This is a genomic window from Snodgrassella sp. B3800 (genome assembly GCF_026535865.1).
Classification (GTDB): domain Bacteria; phylum Pseudomonadota; class Gammaproteobacteria; order Burkholderiales; family Neisseriaceae; genus Snodgrassella; species Snodgrassella alvi_E.
Genome location: NZ_JAFNPH010000002.1, coordinates 72,158 through 85,714, shown reverse-complemented (window position 1 = coordinate 85,714; position 13,557 = coordinate 72,158). Strand labels below are relative to the sequence as shown.

The following is a 13,557-nucleotide window of genomic DNA, read 5'->3' as shown; positions in this document are numbered from 1 at the left end:
ACATTTACTCCGATGGGGTGAAGAGTGTTGTGGGCACTGGCTGTGGTTGTGCGGTCAGCGCGTCTCCTTCAGCATGAATCAAGTTGCCATTGGCATCAAAATAAAGGGTGAGTTTCTTTTCTTCTTCCACATGGCTGGCACGGGTAACTACAAACACGTAATCCCAGCGATTGGCATGAAAGGGGTCACGCAGCAACGGTGTGCCCAGCAGCATCTGTACCTGTTCGCGGCTCATGCCGGGTTGTAATGAATTCACTACGTTTTGGTCAAGCTCATTTCCTTGTACAATTTTCAGTTTGTAGGAAGGAATTTGTGCCAGTTTGGCTGTGGTGCAGGCACTTAGGCCCAGTATGGCCACGGCCAGCAGGCAGTAGATTTTTTTCATGCTGATACCTCGGAGCTGGGACGAAACAGTTAGCAATGGCGGTGGCAACATTGTATGACACCGAGTGGGCAATTGCCTTAAAAGTGCGTATTATAGCGAGTATTATCAGCTAGTGGTGAAATAAGCATCATGAATAACAATGTAGCTCAACTGAAAGATAACGGTTTAAAGGTGACAGGCCCCAGACTGAAGATTCTGGAGCTATTTGAATCGCAGCCCGAACAACACCTAAGTGCGGAAGATGTCTATCGTCGTCTGCTGGATGAGGGTGTGGAAATTGGTGTGGCTACTATCTATCGTGTTCTGACACAGTTTGAACAGGCCAATATCCTGCTGCGCCATCATTTTGAAACCGGCAAGGCAGTTTATGAACTAAACCGTGGCGGCCACCATGATCATCTGGTGTGTATTAAATGTGGCAAAGTTACTGAATTTTGTAGTGAAGAAATTGAAAAGCTACAAAAGAAAATTGCCGACGATAATGGCTATCGTATTGTTGACCATGCCTTATATATGTATGGGGTATGCAGTGAGTGTCAGCAATTTGACACTAAATATCTGTAAATAATTCTGGCAGGACTGTCTAGTATGAGTCAGACTGCTTATCGGCCGATTATTCCGCAACTGAGTAGCACCAATCTGGATTTTCCCGATTTAGAAACCGCTCAGCGCGAGCGTGATGGTCTGGTAGCGATTGGCGGCGGTTTACAGCCGGCAAGAATACTGGCTGCATACCGGCAAGGTATTTTTCCGTGGTATGGCTCGGATGAGCCTATCATGTGGTGGTCCTTCGCGCAGCGAATGGTACTGTTTCCGGATGAGCTGAAAATTAGCCGCTCACTGGCTAAAAATCTGCGCAATAAGTCTTATGCTGTAACCATGAATTATGCTTTCCGGCAGGTGCTGAGCAACTGTGCTCAGACACCGCGTCCCGGACAGAACGGTACATGGCTAGTACCCGAAATGCAATATGCTTATCGTGCGTTGTATGAGATGCAGCATGCATGTTCATTTGAATGCTGGTATCAGCATGCCGACGGGCAGCCTTATCTAGCCGGTGGATTGTATGGTGTTTTGATTGGGCGTGTTTTTTATGGCGAATCCATGTTTGCCCATGCGTCGGATGCTTCCAAAATTGCCTTTGTGCATGCAGTGCACTATCTACAGCAGCAAGGTGTACCCTTGATTGATTGTCAGGTGTATACCAGCTATCTGGCCAGCTTTGGCGGACGCGAAATTCCGTTTGCCGATTTTTTGGCTTGTCTGCGTCAATATAATCCCCAATCTTTGCCACAGCCGCCTGAACCGCGTTTGCTGGCCGGCAATGGTGTTGTTCCGTTGCCCATTACCTGAACTGAATCATTGATGATAGGAATTGTTTTATGTCTTTACAACAAGTGATAGAAACTGCGTTTGATAATCGTGCTGAAATCACGCCGGCATCGGTATCAGCCGAAGTGAAAGAAGCAGTAAATGAAACCTTGCAGCAATTGGATAGTGGCCACCTGCGTGTGGCTGAGAAGCAGGGGAATCAGTGGCAGGTAAATGAATGGGCTAAAAAGGCTGTGTTGCTGTCTTTCCGTATCAGTGACAATGTGGTTACCGATGATGGGGTGGGTCGCTATTTTGATAAAGTGCCAACCAAATTTGCTCAGTGGGGTGAGGCTGACTTTCAGCAGGCAGGTTTTCGTGCGGTACCGGGTGCGGTAGTGCGTGCCGGCAGCCATATCGGTAAAAATGTGGTACTGATGCCTTCATTTGTGAACATCGGTGCGTTTGTTGATGAAGGTACGATGGTAGACACCTGGGCTACGGTAGGCTCTTGTGCTCAGATTGGTAAGCATGTTCATTTGAGTGGTGGTGTTGGTATCGGTGGGGTGCTTGAGCCATTGCAAGCGGCACCTACTATTATTGAAGATAATTGCTTTATCGGTGCGCGTAGTGAGATTGTTGAAGGCGTGATTGTCGAAGAAGGCAGTGTCATTTCCATGGGTGTATTCATTGGACAATCTACTAAAATCTACGACCGTGAAAGCGGTGAAATTACCTATGGCCGTGTACCTGCTGGTTCGGTGGTGGTGTCCGGCAGTCTGCCGGCAAAAGATGGCAGCCATAGCCTGTATTGTGCTGTGATTGTAAAGAAAGTAGATGCAAAAACTCGTGCTAAAACCAGTGTGAATGAACTTTTACGCGGAATTTAATTTTTTCTTTTGCAATAACAAATCCTCTTACGCACCGTAAGAGGATTTGTTTTGGATGGTGGCAGCGAGCATACCATCAAAATTCAGTCGTAAAGAATCTGTGTATTTATTGCTGACGAAGAGACTGACTGATTTTACTAGCGATAAGGGTAGCAGTTGTTAATAAGGCACCGACCAGAATTTTGTTTCGCCAGCGTCTGGGTTTATTGGCCAATTTCAATGCCAGACTGCCAGCCGGAATTTTGTCTACTATATTCAGTGAGCGCTGCCACAAGTTTGATTTGCTAGTGGAGTGGCCGTTTTTCAATTGTTCTGCCATTAATTTCAACCGTGCACTCTGTGCCTGAAGATTCAGCAGTTCACGCTGCTGGGCAAGATTCAGTTTGTCGGATTTACTCATTTATTGCTCTCCGTCAATTCTGCTATGGCTGCCACCTTTCAGGTAGCTGATATCTTCTGTAATAGCTGACAGGGTCTGCGTCATAAACTGACTTTGTTTGCGTATAAGTTTTACTATAACGATAGTCAGCAATAAGATTAACAATAAAAACAATATGGCCAGACCAAAAAACACCCAAACCTTAGTTTCCGGCTCCAATACTGCATTCAGACCAAATAACAGGCTGATAAAGCCGAGAAAAAACATTGCCCCAACCAATACTGCCAGTATCAGCAGTACAATGATGCTTTGTAGTTGGGCAATGGCATCCAGACGCAGCATGCGCAGACGAATCCACAGCAGTTCACTGCCATAAGCAAGCCAGATTTTTAGCTGACGCAAATCGCGGCCAATATTGCCAATACTCATGCAATGGTATCCGTTAAAAAGTGAATAATATTCAGGCAAGCGGTGAAATTACCGGATTGCCTGAATGGAGACTATGCTGGTAATGATTAGCCGCGACAGCGTCCGAGCAAAATGCCGGCAATAAAGCCTGCAGCAGCAGCGATACCCATTGCATAATACGGCTGTTCACGTACCAGCTCATCTGTGCGTTCAGCTGTGGCACGGGCTTTGTCGGCAATGGTGCTTTCCAGCTCACTTAGTCTGGATTTGGTATTACCCAGTTTTTTGCGCAACTGGTCTTTCAGTGCTTTGGCCTGATCTGAACCGTTGTCGCCAGCTTTTTCGTATAAATCTTCTACTTCATCCAGTACTGAACGTACTTCTCTCATTAGATCTTTTTTCTGTGCATCAAAATCAGCCATGGTCATTCTCCTTCCAGTGGGCATGAAAAAATATCAGGTAGTTTAAAATTTGCAGCCAATTTTTAAAGACCGATTACTGCATACAGAGTGCCTGCTTGGGGGCAATATCGGTTAAAATAAATTTGGCTGCTAACATCTGTTTCACAATGTCTACCTTAGCACAAGGATATGCATTTGCACAGATATTAATATATTAGCAATAAACTGCTGCATGGGAATGAAAGATGACTGAGCTGGGACTGAAAAAAATATATTCGGGTAAAGTACGCGATTTATATGAGATTGACGCGCAGCGTATGCTGATGGTGGCGACAGATCGCTTATCTGCTTTTGATGTAATTTTACCTGAACCTATAACAGGAAAAGGTGAAATTCTTACTCAGATTTCAAATTTCTGGTTTAATAAACTGAAGCATATCATGCCCAATCACTTTACCGGCGAGACGGTTTATGATGTATTGCCACACCAAGAAGCAGAAAAATTGGCCAAAAGGGCAGTGGTGGTAAAAAAACTAACACCATTGAAAATTGAAGCGATTGTCAGAGGCTATCTCTCTGGTAGCGGTTGGCGTGATTACCAGCGAACAGGCGGCGTATGTGGTATTAAACTACCTGCTGGTCTGCTTGAGGCTGAAGCGTTGCCGCAAGTGATTTTTACTCCGTCCAGCAAGGCGGCTGTTGGAGACCATGATGAGAACATCACTCTGGCAGAATGTATTTCACTACTGGGCGAAGAGCTCACTAAGCAGGTCAGCACTAAAGCGATTGAGCTGTATGCTGAAGCTGCAGCTTATGCCAGAAGTAAAGGCATTATCATTGCAGATACTAAATTTGAGTTTGGTGTAGATGAAAATGGTACTTTAACTTTGATGGATGAAGTGCTCACACCAGATTCCAGCCGTTTCTGGTCAGTGGAAAATTATCAGGTAGGCACCAATCCGCCTTCTTTTGATAAACAGTTTATTCGTGATTGGCTGGTCGCATCTGGGTGGAACAAGCAGCCTCCTGCTCCGCACATACCGCCAGAAATTATCGCTAAAACATTGGCTAAATATCAGGAAGCACTGCATTTACTTGCCGGACAATAAACAAATTAAAGGGCAGCCAAACGCTGCTCTTTTGCAATAATATCCAGTTTGGATGTCTAAGTTAGTTTTTGCCACATTGGCTGAAACCTATCTTTCATTGCAGCTTATATGACTACAAAGTTGGTAGAAAGCAGAAAGTGCTTCTCTTTGTTAACTAAATTTTCTTTTTGAGTGTAAAAAACTGTTCTGAGTTTCTTAATAGGAAATAATATTTTAACAGGATTGATATTAACAGTGTGCCAGTAATACTTTAGTATCGGTTTTCTCTTTTCAGAGTCCAGACAGATTGTCCTTCATTCTGTACTTAACTACCAATCATGCTAAGGGGAACTAATGAATATTTCTGCCACAGAAGAATTATTGTTACAACGGCATACTGTACGCAGTTTCAAAGATCAAACGCTGACTGATGAACAATATACCCGTCTGATGGAGGCAGCACGCTTTGCGCCTACATCGGAATTTTTACAGCAATGCTCCATTATCCGGGTTACCGATAGCCATTTGCGTGAACAGATTCGTAATATTTGCCATCTGGATTATGTGGGCGCAAACGGGGACTTACTGGTTTTCGTAGTGGATATGTATCGTAATCATCGTATTCGAGCTCAGCTTGGCCTAGCTGACGATGGCTTAAGTAGTACTGATCTATTTATTCAGGGCATGGAAGATACGCTGATTGCGGCTCAGAACGTGGTTATTGCTGCTGAAAGTATGGGGCTGGGCAGTGTCTATTTGGGTAGCATTCAAAACGATATCCGTCCCATTATTCAGATGTTGAAGCTGCCGAAGCTGACTTTTCCTCTCGTTGGGTTGCAAGTTGGTGTGCCTGAGAAACGGACACAGGTCAAACCGCGGATGCCACTGCCACTGCGTTCTTTTGAAAATCAATATCAGGATGAATTCAATCTTCAGAATTTTGCAGAATATGATGCCATTGTCGAAACCTATTATGGCCAACGCGATAGTAACCAGCGCATTGATTCATTTACTAAGCAGATAGCCGATAAAATATCACGTAAACGCTTTAAACGTGATGATATTCTGGCTGTGATACATGAACAGGGCTTTTGCCAGTACTAAATCCGATAAGACCATTAAAAAACCTGTTGCAAATTAGATGTAGCAGGTTTTTTCTATGGTTTTAATTTGAATTGAGAATAGCTGAAAGCGTTTGAAGAAGTTTATTATCTCTGATATTTAGCAAATGCAGGTGAAATCAACAGAAAATTCATTAGCATTTCTGTTTAAAATAATAGAGTGATAAAACCCTGATAAGCTAATGCACGCGTTTTTTGCTTGAGTCACTACAGTAGCAACTTTAACCTTTAACTCAAGGTGATATGCTAAATATGCTAGCATAGGATTGATAAATTAGGGTTTTAACAAATCTTATTCAATGCTCAAGCAACGACATGAAATAAATACCATATTATAAAACAAAAAATCCGCCATCCCTATATAATACCTGCTAGAACGGACTCACCATAACACTGCGCATCCAGTCTGATTAATGAGGCTGTGATTATGGATTTATTCAGCTTTGCTGTCAGCTTAATGCTAGTTCAGCGTCCACAGAATGAAGCGGGTAGCATAATGTTCTATTCTTTTTAATCTGCTTATGTTTCAGCAAACCATTACTGATCTTGTATCAACAAGCCTCCTATTTGTTATCTGATGATGGAAAACGCTATGCCACAACATCCTTATCGCCGTTTACGTCCCGCACGCCATGAATTACCGGAAGTGGGTATATCCGAATCAGGTAATATACGCTCTCTGCATTTAGGTACACCCACCATACAAAGTTCAATGAATGTGGATTATCCTGCTGAGCTCGTATTGTCTTATAGCCGTGCCATGATGGCGTGGCTATTGTTTGTAGATGAATTGCCACAGCATATTACTCAGATTGGTCTTGGCGGGGGTTCGTTTGCACGTTGGATAGATGCCTATCTGCCTGAAACTCGACAGACAGCAGTAGACATTAATCCACAAGTAATCAGCATTGCTCGCAGTATGTTTGAGCTGCCGTATGAAGGCGATCATTTTGAGATTATTGAGGATGATGGTGCGGAATACGTCAAAGTATTGCGCGGCAATACTGATATTATCCTAGTAGATGGCTTCGATGGTGAGCAGATTATCGATAGTTTGGTTGCCGAACCATTTTTCGCAGATTGTCGGCAGGCACTTAGTGAAAACGGTATATTTGTCACCAACTGGTGGCAGGGGGACAAGCGTTTTCATACTTTCGTGCGTCGCTTACGTGAAGTGTTCGAAAACCGAGTGCTAATGGTACCGGCAGAAACCCACGGCAATATAGCTGTTCTTGCTTTTCAGCAGCCACCTTCCATGCGTGAGTGGAGCAAATTAAAAAAACGTGCTCAACAGCGGGCAGACCGTTTTAATCTTGCGTTACCCGCCATGCTGACAGCGATTAAAGCACAACAGGAAAACCCCAGCCGTCCACTAACATTTAATGATGAATAACCCACACTGGCACACTTATACAAATAGCCAGCGTGAACAGGCAGATTAAAGGAAAAGATGTGAGTTTTTATGCCAAACATTTGTTTGTCTGCACCAACCGGCGCGACAATCCTTGTCGCCAAAGCTGTGGCGATGATAACGTTGGTGCCGATGCTGTAGATTATCTGAAAGGCCACGCCAAAGCCATGGGACTGATGGGGGTGGGCAAACTGCGCATCAGTAGTGCTGGATGTCTTGGCCGCTGTGATGAAGGGCCAGTCATGGTATTGTATCCACAAGGGCGGTGGTATACCTATGTGGATGAAACTGATTTGCAGGAAATTCTGGATGAAGAACTGGCCAACGACCGTGTTGTTACCCGTTTATTATTAGATAAACCCGAAAGTAGTGAGTAAAGCAGATGCTGAAGCAACAACCCAATATCTGGATTAATGGGCCGGTTGGCAGACTGGAAACCATTTATTTGCCGGCACAAGGTACAGCACGGGGTGTAGCGGTAATTAATCATCCCAATCCGTTGCAGGGCGGATTAAATACCAACAAAGTTGTGCAAACTGCTGCCAAAGCACTAACCACACTGGGTTTTCATTGTTATCTACCCAATCTGCGCGGCGTAGGCAATAGCGATGGCGAGCACGATTATGGTCGTGGCGAAGTAGCAGACTGTTTAGCTGTAGTGGATTTTGCACGTACACAGCATCCCGAGGCGACTAAACTGGTATTATCAGGTTTTTCTTTTGGCGGCTATGTGGCCTTATTCAGTGCCCTGACTGCCCGTCCAGATGCCTTACTGCTGATGGGTCCTGCAATCGGGATGTATACAGTTGATGTACCAGATGCCTATAATTCGGCCACAACCTTGCTGATTCATGGTGAGAAAGACGAAGTGGTGCCGTTGCAGAATAGTATGAACTGGGCTGAAGCACAGAATTTACCGGTAGTGGTCATACCCGGTTCCGGCCACTTTTTTCACGGTAAACTGATTGTACTGCGCCAATGGATTGAACGGTTGTTTCCAGCCGTTTTAGCTGAATAATTATTTCTAATTGCTATTAAAGGTGTAATGTATACTATTACGTCCTAATTTATGCAATGCTAATAGGAAATAAAATTTTTTTATAATTATAAATTCAGCTCAGGCGGATAATGCTTTCTTTTAAAATAAATTAAAATATAAATTAATCAGTTTTGATAGTACGCATAAAAAAGGCATAATCAAATTTATGCCTTTTATACTTTTATCTGCAAATCTTTTTAGAAGCACTTAAACTGCCATCTTTGCAAACAAATTTGCCTTTTGAACAATGCGAGATACCGCCCTTTTTCCCAGAGCAGGGTTGGCGACCTCTTGCCGCTTCTGCACTACTGAACGTACCTATCATAAATGCAGAAATCGAAAGTATAGCTAGCCATTTTTTCATTATTTCTCCTTACATTATTGGTAAAAATGTAAATTTATTATATGTATAAATAATATCTATACACAATATTCTTATAGTAAACGATATAAATATTTAATTTTTAGTAGTATATACGACACAGATTTTATATGTTGACCGCTTTCAAGCAGAGAAGTGCAAGTAAACATGCTTAAAGTAGAAGAGAATAAATAAAGCAGTGTTTGTCATCAATGATAATTATCTAAAATAAATAAATGATTGTTTAAACATTCCATTAAAAAGATTTAGCAAATTTGCACGGACAATTGTTAATTTGCCAAATAGAATTGAGTGGGTTCAGTTTGAGAAATTTGAGATATTCAAACTTGAAGAATAATATAAAACATTTATCTAAACTCTTTAATATTAATTTTGCTTAGTATGATGTGGTTTGGGTATCGGATAAAACGATAAAATCAATGTCAGATAATATAGAAAGTATTTCATGCTCAATATTGGATATATCTGGCTTTACTTATTTAGAGTATAGAGAAATGTACAAAAAAGATTAAACCAATTAGCAAATTTATGAATCAGATTAATGAAAATATGTTATTAAATAAGAAACCATTTTAGTTAACATCTAAAAATTCTTTTATATATTTTAGAATAATGGTGTGAATATTTTTTCTGCTAACGCCATATCCATCTTTGCAAATAATTTTATTCTTTTCAGGCAAAATACTGAAGGCATCTTTTTTACATTCTTGTATGAAACTGAAATGCATGGCATCTTTAAGCAGAATATATCTGGTTACAGGCAAATTTTCAGCCAGATAACCTGATTCCATTTCAACGGGTAGGTCACCAATATTGATTTTAGCACCGATAATTAATGTAGGGATGGTTAAATTCTTCAGACTTGATTTAGTCAGCCCCCGAGCAAATCCCGTATCTAGTGCAATAATCTTTTTCACTCTTGGGTCATACAGATAGTTGAACGCTGATTGCTTATCTGATCTTATCCCTAACGCTTCACTTAGTTCACATTCGTGCTGAGCCTTAGTTATACGACAGTCCTCAAGAAACTGTGCAACGTTAAAATTAGCACCGCCAGCGACCATCACTGTCCAACCACCTAAAGAGTGCCCCAGTAATGAGATATTATTGTTGTCTACTTTTCCGGCAAAATCAGGATTTTCTTGCAAAAAAGTAATAGTACGTTGTAAATCGATTGGTCTTTGCCATAATTGTGCAGCTTGTTTCGGGGTTTTACTATATTTAGACATGTCTGGATGATCAATTAAAGCAACAATATATCCTAGTTTGGCAAGATTTGAAGCTATCCAGCTTAAGTTGCGCCAATTACCACCATATCCATGGGATATCACTAATAAAGGATATGTATTGTTTATAGGTTTGGCATTTTCTATTGCATAAAAACCTGAAAATACCGAACTATCAGCAAATAAAATTGGCTTTGAATCAGAATTAGTAGAATAGATTACAAAGATGTTTATTTCTCTTCTTTTATCGATATCTGATAAAGTTAAAGTTTTAAATCCTAGATTATTGGCATTGCTCAGAGATGATAGTAACAATAATATGATTAATGCTATTACTCTAAACATAATAGTGAATCTGTTTAATAGACTTAAAATAAAAGCCATCAACTACATTTATGCAGTAAATAGCTTTAGCTCAATTAAAAATAATTTAATTTTTTAAGGATGTGTCTGATATAAACTTTTAGCTTATCTGTGTCTGATGTTCATCATTCTGACGACTACGTATCACACCTATCTTGTAAACCGTTTCGCCTTGCTGCTGTAGAAATTGTTGCACCTCAGCAGCATCAGCAGCATTCACTACCAATACCATGCCGATGCCGCAGTTGAATGTACGGTACATTTCCTGGCTGTCCACTTGTCCGGCCTGTTGCAACCATTGAAATAGTTTGGGCAGTGGCCATGACTGGGTATCGATGGCGGCAACGGTATTATCTGGCAGTATGCGCGGTACATTTTCACTGATGCCACCGCCGGTGATGTGTGCCATACCTTTGATGGTAAACTGTTTCAACGCTGCAAGAATAGGTTTGACGTATAAGCGGGTTGGTGCAATGATCGCTTGCCTCAGGTTTTGGCCGTCTGCAAACGGAGCGTCCAGCTCTGGACGAGCGCGTTCAATGATTTTGCGTACCAGCGAGTAACCATTAGAATGGATGCCATTGGAGGCCAGCCCCAGCACAATATCACCAGCAGCAATACTGCGTCCATTGATAACCTGTTCTTTTTCCACCACTCCTACAGCAAATCCTGCTAGATCATACTCACCATCGGGATACATACCCGGCATTTCGGCAGTTTCTCCACCAATCAAGGCACAGCCAGATTGTTCACAACCAGAAGCAATACCTTTAATTACTGCGGCTGCTCGTTCTACATCCAGTTTGCCGCAGGCGAAATAATCCAGAAAAAACAGAGGTTCTGCACCCTGTACCAAAATATCGTTCACGCTCATTGCAACCAGATCGATGCCAACAGTGTCGTGCTGATCCCATTCAAAAGCCAGTTTTAGCTTAGTACCGACGCCATCAGTTCCAGAAACCAGTACTGGCTGACGGTATTTCTTGCTGATTTCCACCAATGCGCCAAAGCCGCCCAAATCACCCAATACTTCAGGACGCATGGTGCGTTTGGCAAAAGGTTTAATTTTTTCGACCAGCGAATCGCCAGCATCAATATCAACACCGGCATCGCGATAACTCAGGGACTGGCTCATTAGTGCGCTTCCTTAGGGCAAAGTACAAAGCTGATTAAGATGAAACAGACAAAAATCGTGTAATTTTAACATTTTTCAACTTTTGCCGCTGTTTAAATTAGCCGACTGAATAATAGACTGAGTCTGCAATAAGGTTTGATATTTTTAATTTTTACTGAGTGTTATTTTGACGTAGGGCGGATGGCAATAATAGGCTAAATCTGAGTATGTTTTTTGATGGCAGATGTATATGATTTTTATGTATTTGCCACGGTCGGTATGATAAATATGAAGAGGTACTGAATGAGCTAAGAAAAAGGCCGAATCAATAGATTCGGCCTTAGTATTAGTCTGCTTCAGGCAGCTAATGTGTTGTGTATACTGCTTAGGCTTTGCGAGCCGGCAGTTTTTCACGAATGCGGGCAGCTTTACCGGTTAAGCCACGCAGGTAATACAGTTTGGCACGGCGTACATCACCACGGCGTTTAACTTCGATTTTTTCAACGGCTGGAGAGTATAACTGGAATGTACGTTCCACACCTTCACCGCTGGAGATTTTACGTACGATGAAGTTGCTGTTCAGGCCACGGTTGCGACGAGCAATCACAATGCCTTCATAGGCTTGCAGACGGGTACGGCTACCTTCGGTAACGCGTACAGAAACAACCACGGTATCACCTGGCGCGAAGGCCGGGATTTCTTTATTCAAACGAGCGATTTCTTCCTGCTCTAATTGTTGAATCAAGTTCATATTAAGCTTCCTAATTATAATGGGATGTCCCGTTCCTCTTGTCTGATATTTTGCAAGAGTCTGGATTCCTCTGGGGTTAATACACGGCCGGCCAGTAAATCTGGTCGACGTGTCCAAGTGCGCCTAAGCGCCTGTGTTAATCGCCATTTGGCGATTAATGCATGATTGCCACTGCGTAATACGTCGGGAACGGTCTGTTGACGAAATTCTACCGGACGCGTGTAGTGCGGGCAATCAAGTAAACCAGTGGCAAATGAATCTTCTGCTGCTGAGCGTGCATCACCTAATGTACCTGGTAGCAGCCGGATAACAGCGTCCATTAACATCATGGCTGGTAATTCTCCGCCGGATACCACAAAGTCGCCAATGCTGATTTCGGTCACTTTGTTGCTGGTGAGAATACGTTCATCAATGCCTTCGTATCGGCCACACAGTACAATCAGTGCCGATTCATCGGCCAGACTGGCTGCTTGTGTGTGAGTCAGAGGTTTACCCTGTGGACTCATATAAATCAGCCGTCCTTCAGGGCTGGTCTTTCGAGCCATATCAATGGCGGCCTGTAAAGGCGGTGCCATCATAATCATGCCCGGGCCACCACCGTAAGGGCGGTCATCAATATAGCCCAGCGGATTGTCAGCAAACTGCCGCGGATTGATTGCAGCAAACTGCCAGATTCCCTGCTGCAATGCACGTCCGGTAACGCCGCTGCCTGTAATAGCAGTAAACATTTCCGGAAACAGGGTAATGGCCTGAATGTGCATCAGTAGTCGCTGCCCCAATCTACACTAATCTGCTGTTGTGGCAGATTTACTTCATCAATGTATTGTGCGACAAAAGGAATCAGTTTACGGCCAAAATCGCCGTCTACTACCAGTACGTCATGTGCACCGGTTTGCATTAATGAACTGACAGTACCAAGGTTTTCCTGTGTACGGTTAAATACGGTTAGGCCTATTAGGTCTGTCCAGTAATACTCATCTTCTTCGGTTTCTGCAAAGCTGGCACGGTCTATTTCAATGGTGAAACCGCGCAGTAAGGCTGCGCTGTCACGATCGTTGATACCGTCAAACCGTACTTGTAATTCATCACCGCTGATTTTGCTTTCGGCAATGCTTACAGTTTTGGTTTGGCCATCTTTGCTCAGCTGCCATTGCGGATAGTCAAGCAGGCTGTCGGTATATTCGGTATCGGAATGGACTTTTACCCAGCCCTTTACGCCAAATACACCTTTAATATAGCCCATTGCCACCCATTGTGGCTGTGTACTGTTCATTTGCTTTACTGCTTA

At 42.9% G+C, this 13,557-nt stretch carries 18 protein-coding genes; 8 read left to right on the top strand and 10 right to left on the bottom strand.

The features are described 5' to 3' along the window. Positions 1-4: 4 nt before the first annotated feature. Complete coding sequence (locus tag J3U64_RS04405) at positions 5-385, bottom strand: outer membrane protein assembly factor BamE (RefSeq protein ID WP_100140530.1); 381 nt, start codon at positions 383-385, stop codon at positions 5-7. A gap of 129 nt (positions 386-514) precedes the next feature. Here J3U64_RS04405 and fur point away from each other — a divergent pair, with 129 nt between their 5' ends. From fur to dapD, 3 genes are read left to right on the top strand one after another with little or no spacing between them, the layout of a single operon-like run. Continuing rightward, complete coding sequence (fur, locus tag J3U64_RS04400; protein ID WP_100140327.1) at positions 515-949, top strand: ferric iron uptake transcriptional regulator; 435 nt, start codon at positions 515-517, stop codon at positions 947-949. A 24-nt stretch (positions 950-973) separates the two neighbouring features. Further along, on the top strand, positions 974-1,738 hold the full coding sequence (gene aat, locus J3U64_RS04395; RefSeq protein WP_267390557.1) for a leucyl/phenylalanyl-tRNA--protein transferase: 765 nt from the start codon (positions 974-976) through the stop codon (positions 1,736-1,738). A gap of 29 nt (positions 1,739-1,767) precedes the next feature. Next, positions 1,768-2,586: a 2,3,4,5-tetrahydropyridine-2,6-dicarboxylate N-succinyltransferase gene (gene dapD, locus J3U64_RS04390; protein WP_267390556.1), complete on the top strand. Its 819-nt coding sequence runs from the start codon at positions 1,768-1,770 to the stop codon at positions 2,584-2,586. 106 nt (positions 2,587-2,692) lie between these two features. Here dapD and J3U64_RS04385 read toward each other — a convergent pair whose 3' ends face one another. The 3 genes from J3U64_RS04385 to J3U64_RS04375 form a co-directional block, all read right to left on the bottom strand. Next, positions 2,693-2,986, bottom strand: coding sequence for a hypothetical protein (locus J3U64_RS04385; RefSeq protein WP_100140324.1), 294 nt, complete (start codon positions 2,984-2,986; stop codon positions 2,693-2,695). Then, positions 2,987-3,394: a phage holin family protein gene (locus J3U64_RS04380; RefSeq protein ID WP_100151695.1), complete on the bottom strand. Its 408-nt coding sequence runs from the start codon at positions 3,392-3,394 to the stop codon at positions 2,987-2,989. A gap of 86 nt (positions 3,395-3,480) precedes the next feature. Further along, entirely contained in the window at positions 3,481-3,795 is a 315-nt protein-coding gene (locus J3U64_RS04375; RefSeq protein WP_267408441.1) for a DUF883 family protein, read from the bottom strand. Between the two features lie 224 nt (positions 3,796-4,019). Between J3U64_RS04375 and J3U64_RS04370 the strand changes: the two genes are divergently transcribed. From J3U64_RS04370 to J3U64_RS04350, 5 genes are all read left to right on the top strand, one after another. After that, positions 4,020-4,883 carry a phosphoribosylaminoimidazolesuccinocarboxamide synthase gene (locus J3U64_RS04370; RefSeq protein WP_267408440.1) on the top strand — a complete coding sequence of 288 codons (864 nt, stop codon included), beginning with the start codon at positions 4,020-4,022 and terminating at the stop codon, positions 4,881-4,883. A gap of 333 nt (positions 4,884-5,216) precedes the next feature. Beyond that, entirely contained in the window at positions 5,217-5,966 is a 750-nt protein-coding gene (locus tag J3U64_RS04365; RefSeq protein ID WP_267408439.1) for an NADPH-dependent oxidoreductase, read from the top strand. Positions 5,967-6,575: 609 nt separating this feature from the next. Next, positions 6,576-7,376 (top strand): polyamine aminopropyltransferase, encoded by an 801-nt coding sequence (locus J3U64_RS04360; protein WP_267408438.1) that lies wholly within the window; start codon positions 6,576-6,578, stop codon positions 7,374-7,376. Positions 7,377-7,435: 59 nt separating this feature from the next. Beyond that, entirely contained in the window at positions 7,436-7,771 is a 336-nt protein-coding gene (locus J3U64_RS04355; RefSeq protein ID WP_100157224.1) for a (2Fe-2S) ferredoxin domain-containing protein, read from the top strand. Between the two features lie 5 nt (positions 7,772-7,776). Then, complete coding sequence (locus J3U64_RS04350; protein ID WP_100151690.1) at positions 7,777-8,412, top strand: alpha/beta hydrolase; 636 nt, start codon at positions 7,777-7,779, stop codon at positions 8,410-8,412. 202 nt (positions 8,413-8,614) lie between these two features. On the opposite strand, the gene J3U64_RS04345 is transcribed toward J3U64_RS04350, so the two are convergent. The 6 genes from J3U64_RS04345 to rimM form a co-directional block, all read right to left on the bottom strand. Beyond that, positions 8,615-8,797: a hypothetical protein gene (locus J3U64_RS04345; RefSeq protein WP_100151689.1), complete on the bottom strand. Its 183-nt coding sequence runs from the start codon at positions 8,795-8,797 to the stop codon at positions 8,615-8,617. 590 nt (positions 8,798-9,387) lie between these two features. Beyond that, positions 9,388-10,386, bottom strand: a complete 999-nt coding sequence (locus tag J3U64_RS04340) for an alpha/beta hydrolase family protein (RefSeq protein WP_267408437.1) — start codon at positions 10,384-10,386, stop codon at positions 9,388-9,390. A gap of 118 nt (positions 10,387-10,504) precedes the next feature. Then, positions 10,505-11,539, bottom strand: a complete 1,035-nt coding sequence (gene purM / locus J3U64_RS04335) for a phosphoribosylformylglycinamidine cyclo-ligase (RefSeq protein WP_267408436.1) — start codon at positions 11,537-11,539, stop codon at positions 10,505-10,507. A gap of 364 nt (positions 11,540-11,903) precedes the next feature. Continuing rightward, positions 11,904-12,269 (bottom strand): 50S ribosomal protein L19, encoded by a 366-nt coding sequence (gene rplS / locus J3U64_RS04330; protein ID WP_025331156.1) that lies wholly within the window; start codon positions 12,267-12,269, stop codon positions 11,904-11,906. Between the two features lie 14 nt (positions 12,270-12,283). After that, a complete protein-coding gene (gene trmD / locus J3U64_RS04325; RefSeq protein ID WP_267408435.1) occupies positions 12,284-13,030 on the bottom strand; it encodes a tRNA (guanosine(37)-N1)-methyltransferase TrmD in 747 nt (248 codons plus the stop codon). Continuing rightward, positions 13,030-13,542: a ribosome maturation factor RimM gene (gene rimM / locus J3U64_RS04320; protein WP_267408434.1), complete on the bottom strand. Its 513-nt coding sequence runs from the start codon at positions 13,540-13,542 to the stop codon at positions 13,030-13,032. The genes trmD and rimM overlap by 1 nt, the downstream gene beginning before the upstream one ends. Between the last annotated feature and the right edge of the window lie 15 nt (positions 13,543-13,557).

Coding starts and splice junctions, on each gene's coding strand:
- J3U64_RS04405 (WP_100140530.1), bottom strand. CDS start 385: ATGAAAAAAATCTACTGCCTGCTGGCCGTGGCCATACTGGGCCTAAGT.
- fur (WP_100140327.1), top strand. CDS start 515: ATGAATAACAATGTAGCTCAACTGAAAGATAACGGTTTAAAGGTGACA.
- aat (WP_267390557.1), top strand. CDS start 974: ATGAGTCAGACTGCTTATCGGCCGATTATTCCGCAACTGAGTAGCACC.
- dapD (WP_267390556.1), top strand. CDS start 1,768: ATGTCTTTACAACAAGTGATAGAAACTGCGTTTGATAATCGTGCTGAA.
- J3U64_RS04385 (WP_100140324.1), bottom strand. CDS start 2,986: ATGAGTAAATCCGACAAACTGAATCTTGCCCAGCAGCGTGAACTGCTG.
- J3U64_RS04380 (WP_100151695.1), bottom strand. CDS start 3,394: ATGAGTATTGGCAATATTGGCCGCGATTTGCGTCAGCTAAAAATCTGG.
- J3U64_RS04375 (WP_267408441.1), bottom strand. CDS start 3,795: ATGGCTGATTTTGATGCACAGAAAAAAGATCTAATGAGAGAAGTACGT.
- J3U64_RS04370 (WP_267408440.1), top strand. CDS start 4,020: ATGACTGAGCTGGGACTGAAAAAAATATATTCGGGTAAAGTACGCGAT.
- J3U64_RS04365 (WP_267408439.1), top strand. CDS start 5,217: ATGAATATTTCTGCCACAGAAGAATTATTGTTACAACGGCATACTGTA.
- J3U64_RS04360 (WP_267408438.1), top strand. CDS start 6,576: ATGCCACAACATCCTTATCGCCGTTTACGTCCCGCACGCCATGAATTA.
- J3U64_RS04350 (WP_100151690.1), top strand. CDS start 7,777: ATGCTGAAGCAACAACCCAATATCTGGATTAATGGGCCGGTTGGCAGA.
- J3U64_RS04345 (WP_100151689.1), bottom strand. CDS start 8,797: ATGAAAAAATGGCTAGCTATACTTTCGATTTCTGCATTTATGATAGGT.
- J3U64_RS04340 (WP_267408437.1), bottom strand. CDS start 10,386: ATGTTTAGAGTAATAGCATTAATCATATTATTGTTACTATCATCTCTG.
- purM (WP_267408436.1), bottom strand. CDS start 11,539: ATGAGCCAGTCCCTGAGTTATCGCGATGCCGGTGTTGATATTGATGCT.
- rplS (WP_025331156.1), bottom strand. CDS start 12,269: ATGAACTTGATTCAACAATTAGAGCAGGAAGAAATCGCTCGTTTGAAT.
- trmD (WP_267408435.1), bottom strand. CDS start 13,030: ATGCACATTCAGGCCATTACCCTGTTTCCGGAAATGTTTACTGCTATT.
- rimM (WP_267408434.1), bottom strand. CDS start 13,542: ATGAACAGTACACAGCCACAATGGGTGGCAATGGGCTATATTAAAGGT.